Source organism: Amycolatopsis sp. cg9, from assembly GCF_041346945.1.
Taxonomy (GTDB): Bacteria; Actinomycetota; Actinomycetes; order Mycobacteriales; family Pseudonocardiaceae; genus Amycolatopsis.
This window is the reverse complement of record NZ_CP166850.1, coordinates 833,089-844,708: the sequence shown is the minus strand read 5'-3', so window position 1 is coordinate 844,708 and position 11,620 is coordinate 833,089. Positions and strand designations below refer to the sequence as shown.

At 72.6% G+C, this 11,620-nt stretch carries 14 protein-coding genes; 7 read left to right on the top strand and 7 right to left on the bottom strand.

What is annotated here, in order from left to right:
• The first annotated feature begins 104 nt into the window (after window positions 1-104).
• The 3 genes from serB to AB5J73_RS03515 are packed head-to-tail and all read left to right on the top strand — an operon-like array spanning window position 105 to window position 2,528.
• Window positions 105-1,334: a phosphoserine phosphatase SerB gene (gene serB, locus AB5J73_RS03525; protein WP_370968067.1), complete on the top strand. Its 1,230-nt coding sequence runs from the start codon at window positions 105-107 to the stop codon at window positions 1,332-1,334.
• Complete coding sequence (locus tag AB5J73_RS03520) at window positions 1,331-2,110, top strand: peptidyl-tRNA hydrolase (RefSeq protein WP_370968065.1); 780 nt, start codon at window positions 1,331-1,333, stop codon at window positions 2,108-2,110. Before serB ends, AB5J73_RS03520 begins: the two co-directional genes overlap by 4 nt.
• Before the next feature lie 16 nt (window positions 2,111-2,126).
• Entirely contained in the window at window positions 2,127-2,528 is a 402-nt protein-coding gene (locus AB5J73_RS03515) for an OsmC family protein (protein ID WP_370968063.1), read from the top strand.
• Window positions 2,529-2,531: 3 nt separating this feature from the next.
• Here the strand turns inward: AB5J73_RS03515 and AB5J73_RS03510 are convergent, their stop codons facing one another.
• The 4 genes from AB5J73_RS03510 to AB5J73_RS03495 form a co-directional block, all read right to left on the bottom strand.
• Window positions 2,532-2,687, bottom strand: coding sequence for a hypothetical protein (locus AB5J73_RS03510; protein WP_370968061.1), 156 nt, complete (start codon window positions 2,685-2,687; stop codon window positions 2,532-2,534).
• A gap of 302 nt (window positions 2,688-2,989) precedes the next feature.
• Window positions 2,990-3,331 carry a hypothetical protein gene (locus AB5J73_RS03505; RefSeq protein ID WP_370968059.1) on the bottom strand — a complete coding sequence of 114 codons (342 nt, stop codon included), beginning with the start codon at window positions 3,329-3,331 and terminating at the stop codon, window positions 2,990-2,992.
• Window positions 3,332-3,490: 159 nt separating this feature from the next.
• Window positions 3,491-5,542 (bottom strand): ATP-dependent DNA helicase, encoded by a 2,052-nt coding sequence (locus AB5J73_RS03500; protein WP_370968057.1) that lies wholly within the window; start codon window positions 5,540-5,542, stop codon window positions 3,491-3,493.
• A gap of 154 nt (window positions 5,543-5,696) precedes the next feature.
• On the bottom strand, window positions 5,697-6,287 hold the full coding sequence (locus tag AB5J73_RS03495) for a biotin transporter BioY (RefSeq protein ID WP_370968055.1): 591 nt from the start codon (window positions 6,285-6,287) through the stop codon (window positions 5,697-5,699).
• 207 nt (window positions 6,288-6,494) lie between these two features.
• Here AB5J73_RS03495 and AB5J73_RS03490 point away from each other — a divergent pair, with 207 nt between their 5' ends.
• Window positions 6,495-7,112 (top strand): choice-of-anchor P family protein, encoded by a 618-nt coding sequence (locus tag AB5J73_RS03490; RefSeq protein WP_370972906.1) that lies wholly within the window; start codon window positions 6,495-6,497, stop codon window positions 7,110-7,112.
• A 68-nt stretch (window positions 7,113-7,180) separates the two neighbouring features.
• Here the strand turns inward: AB5J73_RS03490 and AB5J73_RS03485 are convergent, their stop codons facing one another.
• Genes AB5J73_RS03485 through AB5J73_RS03475 form a run of 3 tightly spaced genes read right to left on the bottom strand, consistent with a single transcriptional unit; the run spans window position 7,181 to window position 9,715 of the window.
• On the bottom strand, window positions 7,181-7,825 hold the full coding sequence (locus AB5J73_RS03485; protein ID WP_370968052.1) for a bifunctional 4-hydroxy-2-oxoglutarate aldolase/2-dehydro-3-deoxy-phosphogluconate aldolase: 645 nt from the start codon (window positions 7,823-7,825) through the stop codon (window positions 7,181-7,183).
• Complete coding sequence (locus AB5J73_RS03480) at window positions 7,822-8,400, bottom strand: isochorismatase family protein (RefSeq protein ID WP_370968050.1); 579 nt, start codon at window positions 8,398-8,400, stop codon at window positions 7,822-7,824. Before AB5J73_RS03480 ends, AB5J73_RS03485 begins: the two co-directional genes overlap by 4 nt.
• A 13-nt stretch (window positions 8,401-8,413) precedes the next feature.
• On the bottom strand, window positions 8,414-9,715 hold the full coding sequence (locus tag AB5J73_RS03475) for a nicotinate phosphoribosyltransferase (protein WP_370968048.1): 1,302 nt from the start codon (window positions 9,713-9,715) through the stop codon (window positions 8,414-8,416).
• 74 nt (window positions 9,716-9,789) lie between these two features.
• On the opposite strand from AB5J73_RS03475, the gene clpS reads away from it, so the two are divergent.
• Genes clpS through AB5J73_RS03460 form a run of 3 tightly spaced genes read left to right on the top strand, consistent with a single transcriptional unit; the run spans window position 9,790 to window position 11,620 of the window.
• The gene (gene clpS, locus AB5J73_RS03470; RefSeq protein WP_086679752.1) at window positions 9,790-10,089 is read left to right on the top strand and encodes an ATP-dependent Clp protease adapter ClpS; all 300 of its coding nucleotides are present in this window, start codon (window positions 9,790-9,792) and stop codon (window positions 10,087-10,089) included.
• The gene (locus AB5J73_RS03465; RefSeq protein WP_160699687.1) at window positions 10,086-10,643 is read left to right on the top strand and encodes a DUF2017 domain-containing protein; all 558 of its coding nucleotides are present in this window, start codon (window positions 10,086-10,088) and stop codon (window positions 10,641-10,643) included. The genes clpS and AB5J73_RS03465 overlap by 4 nt, the downstream gene beginning before the upstream one ends.
• Window positions 10,640-11,620: a P1 family peptidase gene (locus AB5J73_RS03460; protein WP_370968046.1), complete on the top strand. Its 981-nt coding sequence runs from the start codon at window positions 10,640-10,642 to the stop codon at window positions 11,618-11,620. The genes AB5J73_RS03465 and AB5J73_RS03460 overlap by 4 nt, the downstream gene beginning before the upstream one ends.

Sequence of the window (11,620 nt, the reverse complement as noted above, 5' to 3'; positions counted from 1 at the left end):
GTGAGCGCGTGCCCGGCTTTTGTGAAGCCGGGCACGCGCTCTACTTATGTCCGACCCCGGACCGGCAGACTGGCCGTGCAGCGTTGCCGAACGAGGGATGCCCAGTGACCCAGACCCCCGTCCTGATCACGACGACCGGCCCCGACAAGCCGGGCGTCTCGTCCGTGCTGTTCGCCGTGCTGACCCGGCACGACGTCGACGTCCTCGACGTCGAGCAGGTCGTGATCCGCGGGCAGCTCGTGCTCGGCGTGCTCGCCGGCGTGTACCGCGACCCGGAGGGCCTGCAGGAGTACGTGGAGCAGGCGATGGCGTCCGTCGGCATGCAGGTCGACGTCAAGATCGGGTCGGCGATCGGGGACGACCCGTTCGCGCTGGGCCGCCGCGACTCCACCCACGTGCTGGTGGTGCTCGGCCGTCCGGTCACCGCGCGGGGCTTCTCCGAAGTCGCGCGCCGGCTGGCGTCGCTCGGCGCCAACATCGACGCGATCCGCAGCGTCGCCGACTACCCCGTGACCGGGCTGGAGCTGTACGTCTCGGTCGACCGGGACACCCCCGAAGCCGACACCGCGCTGCGCTCCGAGCTCGCCGACGCCGCCGTCGAGGCGGGGGTCGACATCGCCGTGGAGCGGGCCGGGATCACGCGCCGGGCGAAGCGGCTGGTCGTCTTCGACGTCGACTCGACGCTCATCCAGGGCGAGGTCATCGAGATGCTCGGCGCGCACGCCGGGGTCGAGCCGGAGATCCGCGAGATCACCGAGGCGGCCATGCGCGGCGAGCTGAACTTCACGGAGTCGCTGGAACGCCGGGTCGCGCTGCTGGAAGGCCTCCCCGCCGGCGCGATCGACGAGGTCGCCGCGTCCATCGAGCTGACGCCTGGTGCCCGCACGACGATCCGCACGCTCAAGCGGATGGGGTTCAAGACCGGCGTGGTGTCCGGTGGGTTCACGCAGGTCATCGGTGGTCTGGTGGCGGAGCTCGGCCTCGACTTCGCGGCGGCGAACGAGCTCGAGATCGTGGACGGCAAGCTCACCGGGAAGGTCATCGGCGACGTCGTCGACCGGGCAGGCAAGGCGAAGGTGCTTCGCCGCGTCGCCGGTGAGTACGACATCCCGCTGGAGCAGTGCGTCGCGGTGGGAGACGGCGCCAACGACATCGACATGCTTTCGGCCGCGGGCATGGGCGTCGCGTTCAACGCCAAGCCCGCGCTGCGCGAGGTGGCCGACACCGCGCTGTCGCACCCCTACCTCGACGCCGTGCTGTTCGTGCTCGGGCTGACCCGCGGCGAGGTCGAAGCGGCTGACGCCGCCGACGGACTTGAGCTGATGCGTCCGTGAGCAGCGTTCTCGACCCCCTGGGCGCCCGCTACGCCTTCTGGCTGGGGCTTCCGGCCGAAGACACGTCGGACACCTCCGACGAGCTCCCCGAGGAAGTCCGCGCGATGCCGGTCATCCTGCGCATCGAACGGGCCGAGCCGCCGGACCGCACGCCGCTGCTGGAGGCCGCGGCGGCGGCCGCGCTGGCCGTCTGCCTCGACGAGCGCGCCCGGCCGGGTGGCGAGTGGGCCGAGCCGATGCACGCGTGGCTCGACAACCGGATCCGGAAGGTCGCACGGCGGGCCCGCGGCGCGCACTGGGCGGCCGTGCAGGACCTGCCGGGCATCACCGTCGAGGTCGACGGCGCCGAAGCGCGGGCGCTCGTCCCGGGCCTCGTCACCGAGACGCCCAAGGAAGTCGCGCGCCTGCAGATCTCGGGCAGCGAACTGCCGCCCGACGAGCCGGGCCCGATCCCGGACGGCGTGCCGTTGCTGCTGCTCAACCCGCACGTGCCGATGACCGTCGGCAAGGCGTCGGCGCAGGTCGGCCACGCGACGATGATCCTCGCCGCGCTGCTGGACGACGCCGCGCTGGCCGGCTGGGCCGAGCGGGGCTACCGGACCGCCGTGCGCACCGCGAGCCCCGTGCAGTGGAAGGAACTGCACCCCGGGGACGACCCGGAGGGCGCGTGGCGGCGGGACCGCGTCATCGCCGTGCGGGACGCCGGGTTCACCGAGGTCGACCCGGGCACGATCACGGTTCTCGCCCAGTGGGCGCCGGAACAAGCGGCTCCCTGAGCAGGTTGGAGCGGGCATGGGACTCGAAGTTCAGCGGGACGGGCAGCACGCGTTCGTGGGGCGCAACGACCGGGGCGCGGAGGTCCGGCTCGGCCGGGCGGGCGCCGAAGGGGCGTTCTCGCCCGCCGAACTGCTGCAGATCGCGGCCGCGGGCTGCAGCGCGGTGACCGCCGAAGAGCTGATCACCCGGCGCGTCGGCGACGACTCGAAGTTCCGCGTCACCGTCACGGCGGACCGGCGCGAAGGGGCTTCGGAGCTTGACGCCGTGCACGTCGCTTTCGACGTCGACGTGTCGACATTGGCGGCGGATCAGCGCGAGGCGCTGGCGGGCGCCGTGGACCGCGCGATCGAGCGGCTGTGCACGGTGAGCCGGACGCTCAAGAAGGGCATCCCGGTGACGGAAAGCTTCCCGGCCTGATCGTCAGCCGGCGAGGCTGAGGACCTGCGCCCCCCGGTCGATCCAGCTGCCGAGGCCGATGTCGTCCTTGGCGTAGACGGCACCGCACGGGGTGACGATGGCGATCCGGTTCTGCCCGGCGGAGGCCAGGTCCTTGAAGTGGATGAAGTGCTGGGCCACTGCGCGTCGCCGGCGGTGATGATCCGCCAGCGGAACGGTCCCGTGGAGTAGTTGTCTTCGGAGACGACCAGGTTCGTGTCGTCCCAGGACTCCACGTAGGCCAAGTGCCCGTTCGAGGCCAAGGCCAGGCGTTGCCCAGCTGGTAGGTGGGGGTGGGCGCGTCGTTGACGGCTGTGTAGCCGCCGGAGATGCACGTGGAGTACGAACTGCCGGAGCACAGCACCGTCACGCCGGCTGAAGCCGTCCCCGCACCGGTGATCGTGGCCACCAGTGCTGGTGGATCTGTTACGCGGGGCGTCCCGTCAGTTCTGGGTGGATTCCCAGACGACGTACGCCTGGTCGGCGTCGGTCGTCATGGCCTCGATGAACTTCTCGTTGTCGAAGCCGGGCAGGGCTTGCAGGCGCTCGATCAGGGCGTCGGCCGCCGGGTCGCCGCTGGGGACCGCGGTGCCCTTGCCGTCCGTGCCGACCAGCATGAAGAACACGTCTTCGTTCCACGGGCCGTCGGGGATCACGCGGACCATCACCGACGACAGGCCGGCCCACGTGACAGCTTCTTCGCTGCCGTCCGCGAGGCGCCGCCGCACGCCGGTGTCGTCGACACTGACGGTCCGGGACTGTGCGCTGGACGAATCCTGGGTCAACCGGTGCTCCCTTGTTGCTGTGCCGCTAGTACCAATCCGACCACAGCCACGGCCGCATGACTTCCGTAGCGGCGGTTACGTCCCCCGTGGAGGGCGGCCTGCTTTTGGCCGGATTGGTACCGGGTTGCTTCACCGTACCGGTCGGTGCTGTGGACCGCGTCACGCGGGCGCGGCTGCGTCCAGCCGGCGCAGCGCTTCGCGCACCACCTTCGGGTCCATCGTCGGCCAGAACGGCGGCAGCGAAGCACGGAGGAATCCGCCGTAGCGGGCGTTCGCCAGCCGCGAATCCAGCACCGCGACCACCCCGCGGTCGGTGACCGAGCGGTGCAGCCGGCCGGTTCCCTGCGCCAGCAGCAGCGCCGCGTGCGTGGCCGCCACGGTGAGGAACCCGTTGCCGCCGCGGGCTTCCACCGCGCGCTGGCGGGCCGAGGACACCGGGTCGTCCGGGCGCGGGAACGGGATCCGGTCGACGACCACGAGCTGCAGCGACGGCCCCGGCACGTCCACGCCCTGCCACAGGCTGAGTGTGCCGAACAGGCACGTGCGGACGTCCTCGGAGAACTTCTGGACCAGCAGCGACGTCGAATCCTCGCCCTGGCAGAGGATCGGGAAGTCGAGCCGCTCGCGCATCTCCTCGGTGGCCTGCTTGGCCGCCCGCATCGACGAGAACAACCCCAGCGTGCGCCCGCCCGCGGCCTCGATCAGCTCGGCCAGCTCGTCCATTGTGGACGACGCGAGGCCGTCGCGGCCCGGCGGCGGCAGGTGCTTGGCCAGGTAGAGGATGCCGTTGCGCTTGTGGTCGAACGGCGAGCCGACGTCCAGCCCGGTCCATTTGGGGCTGCTGTCGACGTCCGACGGCGCTTCCTTCTCCGTCGCGGCTCCGGGCGCCTGTTCCACGCGGGCCGCGCCCGGCGGCAGCCCCCACTGGCGCGCCATCGTGTCGAACGTGCCGCCGAGGGTGAGCGTCGCCGAGGTGAGGATCGTCGTGTGCTGGTTGAACACGCGCTCGCGCAGCAGGCCCGCGACGCCGAGCGGCGCCACCTTCAACGCCGGCGGGCGCGGGTTCGACGAGAACTTGTCGCCGGACAGCCAGACGACGTCGCGCTGGTGCGCCTGGTCTTCGTCGAACGCCTCCAGGAGCCGGACCGCGGTGTCGTGCACCTCGTCGAGCAGCGAGCGCGCCAGCTTGCGCGCGGTGGCCCCCTCGACGTCCTCCTTGCGGTCGGAGCCGAGCGCGGTGATGCACGCGTGCGCGGCGTCGCGGACCGCCGGGATCGCGCCCTGGAGCGGCCGCGGCAGTTCGTCCATCCGGCCCGCGGGCAGGTCGTCCACGATCAGCGCCAGCCCGTCACCCGCCTCCAGCAGGCGGTCGGCGACGTCGGCGTCGATGAGCTTGCCGCAGCGGCGCGCGGCCGACGCGCACATCGCGCTGGTCAGCTCGCCGGTGGCGACCGAAGTGACCCGGTCGACCAGGTCGTGGGCCTCGTCGATGATCACCACGTCGTGGTCCGGCAGCACCTGGTAGCCCTGCAGCGCGTCGATCGCCAGCAGCGCGTGGTTGGTGACGATGACGTCGGCGCGGCCGGCCTCGGCGCGGGCCTTCTCGGCGAAGCAGTCCGTGCCGATCGGGCAGCGCGAAGCGCCGAGACATTCCTTCGCCGTCACGGAAACCTGGCGCCACGCCTGGTCGGTGACGCCGGGGACGAGCTCGTCGCGGTCGCCGGTTTCGGTGTCCGACGCCCACTCCCGCAGCCGCGTGACCTCCTTGCCCAGCCGCGACACCGCGAACGGGTCGAAGAGCTGGGCGTCCTCCGGCTCGTCCGGCGCGCCGGAATCCAGCCGGTGCAGGCACATGTAGTTGCGGCGGCCCTTGAGGATCGCGAAGGTCGGTTCGCGGCCCAGCGGCTTCTTCAGCGCCTTCGCCAGGCGCGGGAGGTCGCGGTCGACGAGCTGGCGCTGCAGCGCGATCGTCGCCGTCGAGACGACGACCGTCGCCTCCTTCTGGACGGCGTGGCGGATCGCGGGGACGAGGTACGCCAGCGACTTGCCGGTGCCGGTGCCCGCCTGCACGGCGAGGTGCTCGCCGGTGCGGATGGCACGCCCGACGGCGTCGGCCATTTCGACCTGCCCTGGGCGTTCGGCACCACCGACGGACTCCACCGCGTGGGTGAGGAGTTCGAGGACGCCGGGGAAATCAGTTCGGGCGGGCACAGCGACACACATTAGCCGCCGGGACCGACAGGATCGGTGATCCGTCGCGAACGGGCCGCTCGTGCCGCGCGCTGAAGGGGACTTTCACTGCGTCAGACGCGGTGAAGGGGACTTTCCTCGCGCCGGACGCCAGGAAAGTCCCCTTCAGCGCGCGTCAGTCTTCGGAACGGCGGCCCGAGACGAGCTTCCAGGTCAGCGGCAGCAGGCCGGCGGCCACGACGATCTTGAGCGCGTCCCCGACGAGGAACGGCGTGACGCCCTTGGCGAACGCCGTCACCAGGTCGAACCCGGTCGACGCCATCAGCCACGGCACGCCGAACGCGTAGATCACGACGTTGCCGAGCACCATCGTGCCCGCGGTGCGCACCGGCGTCCGGTCGCCGCCGCGGCCGGCGAGCGCGCCGACCAGCGCGCCGGCGAAGACGAACCCGACGATGTAGCCGGCGCTCGCGCCGGACAGGCCCGCGGTGCCGTGCTGGAACCACGGCACGCCCACGGCGCCGACGAGCAGGTACACCAGCATCGACGCGGCACCGCGCGACATGCCCAGCGACGCGCCGACGAGCAGCGCGGCGAACGTCTGGCCGGTCATCGGCACCGGGCTGCCCGGCACCGGGATGGTCAGCTGCGCGGCGGCGCCGGTGAGCACGGCACCGCCGGCGACCAGCGCGATGTCCCGGACGAGCGAGCCGGGGACGAGGTCGGCCAGCACGGGCCGCTTGCCGGCGAAGGACAGCGAAGACACGAAACCTCCCTGGGTGAGCAAGTCGATCGAGGTTAACGCTCGTTACCGCCGCAAAACCCGCGAAGTTGCGTTCCTCACCGGCCACCCGTCCGGGTGGACCCGATCAGGGACGGCGGCCGGGCTGCCGATGACGAAGTGGGTAACTACGAACTGTCACGAAACCGAGGAGGCCGGTGCATGCGGAACGCCAGGAAGAGGACATTCCGGTTGCTGGCGGTGACGACGCTGGGCGTGCCGCTCCTGGCTGCCGCGGCACCCGGGACGTCCACCGGATGGGCGTCTTCGGGATCGCTGGACGTGACGATCGACAACGAACACGTCGTCACCGGTGAGCTGGCGAAATGCACCGCGGACGGCCCTTACAGCGCGCAGACGCAGGGTGGCGCGACGGGCGACGTCGCCGCGTTCGGGATGGGCGAGTCCGGCTGCGGGCGCTCGGGGGGCGTCTCGGTCGCGCAGGCGTCCGGGCACCGGTTCGAAGCCACCGTCCTCAAGCGCTACGGCGGTCCGGCGATCACCGTGCGCACCTTCTCGGCGAAGTGCGCGACGAGCGAGACCGGCAGCGGTGGCGAGGTGTCGATCGGCGCCGTCCAGGGGATCACCGTGCCCGAGCAGATCCCGCCGAACCACCGGATCGTCATCCCCGGCGGGGCCGCGGGCACGGCGCTGGCGACGGTGGTCCTCAACGAGACCGTGACGCCGCAACCGCCGGACGGCAGCCTGGTGACGCACGCGGTGCACATCCGGCTGTTCCCGCAGGGCGGCCCGGCGAGCGGCGACATCTACCTCGGCACGGCGGCCTGCGACCCCTACGGCAAGAAGTAGGGCGGCACTTTCCCTACGAAAGTGCCGCTTTGTGACGCAAAGCCGCACTTTCACGTGAAAGTGCGGCCTCAGACCGTGGTGAAGCGGGAGGCGGCCGCGACGAACTCGCCTGCGCGGGTGGCCAGGTCCGGGAGGCTGCCGCCGGACGACAGGGCGTCGCCCAGCAGCGGGGTCGCCGCCGCGACCGCGATCGCGCCCGAGCGCAGGTAGGCCTCGACGTCGGCCAGGTGGACGCCGCCGGTCGGGACCAGCGGGACGTCCGGCAGCGGGGCCCGGACCGCGCGCAGGTACGCGACGCCGCCGGCGGCCGCGATCGGGAACACCTTTACCGCGGCCGCGCCGAGGCGCCAGGCCTGGTCGATCTCGGTCGGCGTCAGCGCGCCGCAGACCACCGGGGTGTCCAGCTCCGCGGCGCGCTCCAGCACCGCGGGGTTGACCGTCGGGGTGATCAGGTACGCCGCGCCCGCGTCGACCGCGGTGTCCACATCGGACGGTTCGCGGACGCTGCCCGCGCCGATCAGCGCGTCTTCGCCGAGGGCCAGGCGCAGCGCGGTGATCGCCGCGGGCGCGCCCGGCGTCGTCAGCGTCGCTTCGAGCAGGCGGACGCCCGCCGCGTGCAGCACCATCGCCGCGTCGGCGAACCGCGACGCGTCCGAGGCCCGCAGGATCGCGACTAGCCGGTGTTCGGCCAGCGCGGCCCGGAGGTCCCTCACGAGGCCGGCGGCACGGCGGCGGTGCCGGTGTAGGCGATGCCCGCCTCGTCGAAGTCCTTCAGCGTCGCGTCGACCGTCGGCTGCGAGCCGCCGACCGTCAGGTCCAGCAGCACCCGCACGCCGAAGCCGGCCTTCGCCGCGTCGAGCGCCGTCGCGCGGACGCAGAAGTCCGTCGCGATGCCGACGACGTCGACGTCGGTGACGTCGTGTTCGCGAAGCCAGGCTTCCAGGGACTTCCCGTCGCGGGCCGCGCCCTCGAAGCCGGAGTACGCGGCGCTGTACTCGCCCTTCGAGAACACCTCGCCGATCGGGACGACGTCGAGCGCGGGGTGGAACGACGCCCCCGGCGTACCGGCGACGCAGTGCACCGGCCAGCTGTCCTTGAAGTCCGGCGTCTCGCTGAAGTGGTCGCCCGGGTCGATGTGGTTGTCCCGGGTGGCCACCACGTGGCTGTACCCGCCCTCGGCGGCCTGCTTCGAGATGCCGGCGGCCGCGGCGGCCCCGCCCGGCAGGCCGAGCGAACCCCCTTCGCAGAAGTCGTTCTGCACGTCCACCACGATCAGCGCGGTACCCATGGTCGAACTCCGATCAGAAGAACAGCGTCGGGATAGCGGGCTCGCCGTGCGAGAGCTTGAGGCCTTCCCACGGCAGGCTGACCAGGCCGCGGCGCAGCCGTTGCCTGGCATCGTCGAGCGTAGGCAGGTCCGCTTCCGCGCGGCCAGCGCGGATCAGGGGGATCTGCAGCGGCCGGTCGTTGACCTCCGCGGCGGGCGCGGTGCCGGCCGTGGTCCACACGACCTCCTCGACCGCCGTGCCGGTGCCGCGGTGGCGCCGGAGGGCGGACTTCCGGCCGCCGCGGGACTCCTTGTGCGCGCTGCGCTTGGCGACCGGCTTGCCGTCCACCTCGACCAGCTTGTAGACCATCCCGGCGGTCGGCGCGCCGGACCCGGTGACCACCGAAGTGCCGACGCCGTACGCGTCCACCGGCTCCGCGCGCAGCGCCGCGATGGCGTGCTCGTCGAGGTCGCCGGAGACGACGATCCGGGTGTCCTTCGCGCCGAGGGAGTCCAGCTGCTCGCGGGCCCGGCGGGCGAGCGGGCCGACGTCGCCCGAGTCGATCCGGATCGCGCCGAGCTCCGGCCCGGCGACGCGGACGGCGGTCTCGATGCCGGCGGTGATGTCGTAGGTGTCGACCAGCAGCGTCGTGTCCGCGCCCATCTTCTCGACCTGCGCGCGGAAGGCCGCTTCTTCGCTGTCGTGCAGCAGCATGAAGGCGTGCGCGACGGTGCCGCGGGTCGGGATGCCGTAGCGGCGGCCCGCTTCGAGGTTGGACGTCGTCGCGAAGCCGGCCAGGTAGGCGGCGCGCGCGGCCGCGACCGCCGCGTACTCGTGCGTGCGGCGGCCGCCCATCTCGATGATCGGGCGGCCGTGCGCGGCGCCGGACATCCGGGCCGCCGCGGACGCGATCGCGCTGTCGTGGTTGAGGATCGACAGCACCAGCGTCTCGAGCAGCACGCACTCGGCGAACGAGCCGGCGACGGTGAGGATCGGCGAGCCGGGGAAGTACAGCTCGCCCTCGGCGTACCCGTCGAGGTCACCCGAGAACTCGTAGTCGGCGAGCCACGACAGCGTCGCGTCGTCGACGACCGCGGTCGCTTCCAGCTGCGCGAGCTCGGCGTCGGTGAAGCGGAAGTCCGCGATGGCGTCGAGCACGCGCGCGGTGCCCGCGACGACGCCGTAGCGCCGGCCGGTCGGCAGCCGGCGGGCGAACACCTCGAACACGCAGGGCCGCGCGTGCGTCCCGTCGGCGAGCGCGCTGCCCAGCATGGTCAGCTCGTAGTGGTCGGTGAGCAGCGCAGTGCTGGCCGTCGCCGGCTCCGGTGAACCCATGGGGTCAGCCTATTCACCCACATGGCCGGACCTGGCGCGGCGTACCCCGTGACCCCCGTGACACCATGGGGTGCATGTCCACGCCTGTCGCATCCGAACAGACGCAGGTCGAGCCGGCCGGTGCGGAAGTAGCCGAGTCGGACACCCCCTGGCGGACCGTGGTCTGGAACGACCCGGTGAACCTGATGTCGTACGTGACGTACGTCTTCCAGAAGCTGTTCGGCTACAGCCGCGACCACGCCACCAAGCTGATGCTCGACGTGCACCACAAGGGCAAGGCGATCGTGTCGTCCGGCAGCAAGGAGAAGGTGGAGACGGACGTGGCGAAACTCCACGCGGCCGGCCTGTGGGCCACCATGGAGCAGACCTCGTGAACGGCTGGCGGCGCAAGGGCGCGGTCATCCACGCCGGGTTCGAGCAGCAGGAAGCGGCGGTGCTGCGCGGCCTGGTCAGCCAGCTCGAGGACATGCTCACCGCGCGGGCCGAGGAGGCGCCGCAGGACGAGCTCGCCGAGCTGACCGGCATCCGGACCGGGCCCACCGAGTCCCCGGACGACCCGGTGCTGTCGCGGCTGCTCCCGGACTTCCACAAGCTCGACCCGGACAACCCGACCCGCGAGGACCTCGACTCGGCGTCGGCGATGCGGTCGCTGCACGAGCCGGAGCTGCTGGACATCAAGGTCGGCGTGGCGAAGATCGTGCTCGACACGCTGCCCCGCGACGGCGGCCAGGTCCGGCTCACCGAGGAGCAGGCCGACGCCTGGCTGGGCGCGCTCAACGACGTCCGGCTGGCGCTGGGCACCGCGCTCGACGTCACCGAAGACATGCCCGACGAGCTGCCCGAGGACGACCCGCGGGCGCCGCACCTGGGCGTCTACCACTGGCTGACCTGGGTGCAGGAGACGCTGATCCAGGCGCTGACCGGATGATCACCGACGTCCCCGGCGTGCTGGTCGGGCACCACGAGCGGGTCGGCGACGGCTGGGCCACCGGGACGACGGTGGTACTGGTCCCCGGCGGCGCGGTCGGGGCCGTCGACCAGCGCGGCGGCGCGCCCGGCACGCGGGAGACGAACCTGCTGGAGCCGGAGAACCTGGTGCAGCGGGCCAACGCCGTCTGCCTGTCGGGCGGTTCGGCGTACGGCCTGGCCGCGGCCGACGGCGTGATGCGGTGGCTGGCGGAGCGGAACCTGGGCTTCCCGGTCGGCGCGCAGCCGCACGAGGTGGTGCCGATCGTGCCCGCGGCGGTGCTGTTCGACCTGCCGCGCAGCGAGTGGGGCAACCGGCCGGACGCGTCCTTCGGGTACGCGGCCTGCGCGGCGGCTTCGGACTCGTTCGCGGAGGGGACGGTCGGGGCCGGCGCGGGGGCGGCCGTGGGGTCGTTGAAGGGCGGGATCGGCTCGGCGAGCGAGGTCGTCGGCGAGTTCACCGTCGGGGCGCTGGCGGCGGTCAACGCGGCCGGCGAGGCGGTGGACCTCTCGACCGGCCGGCCGTACGCGGCCGACCACGGCGACTTCGGCGTGACGTGGCCTTCGCGGGCCGCTTCGCTGCCGTCCCGCCGGACCGATCTGAACACGACGATCGGCGTCGTCGCGGTCGACGCGGCGCTGTCGAAGGCCGAGGCCCGGCGGATCGCGGTCGCGGCCCAGGACGGGCTGGCCCGCGCGGTGCGCCCGGCCCACACGATGTTCGACGGCGACACGGTGTTCGCGCTGGCCACCGGCGAGCACGAGCTCCCGGAGGCGAGCGGCCCGTTCGGCGCGGCGGCGCGCCCGATGGCACTGGACACGCTGTGTTCGGCGGCCGCGCGGGTGTTCGCGCGGGCGATGGTGCGCGGCCTGCTGGCGGCGACGGCCGCGGGCGGGGTGCCGGCTTACCGGGACGTGTGGCCGGAGGCGTTCGGCTGA

What these genes read in the sequence shown, in the direction of transcription:
- AB5J73_RS03475 (WP_370968048.1), bottom strand. Translation starts at nt 9,715, where the DNA reads ATGGGTTCACCGGAGCCGGCGACGGCCAGCACTGCGCTGCTCACCGAC.
- AB5J73_RS03480 (WP_370968050.1), bottom strand. Translation starts at nt 8,400, where the DNA reads ATGGGTACCGCGCTGATCGTGGTGGACGTGCAGAACGACTTCTGCGAA.
- AB5J73_RS03515 (WP_370968063.1), top strand. Translation starts at nt 2,127, where the DNA reads ATGGGACTCGAAGTTCAGCGGGACGGGCAGCACGCGTTCGTGGGGCGC.
- AB5J73_RS03460 (WP_370968046.1), top strand. Translation starts at nt 10,640, where the DNA reads ATGATCACCGACGTCCCCGGCGTGCTGGTCGGGCACCACGAGCGGGTC.
- clpS (WP_086679752.1), top strand. Translation starts at nt 9,790, where the DNA reads ATGTCCACGCCTGTCGCATCCGAACAGACGCAGGTCGAGCCGGCCGGT.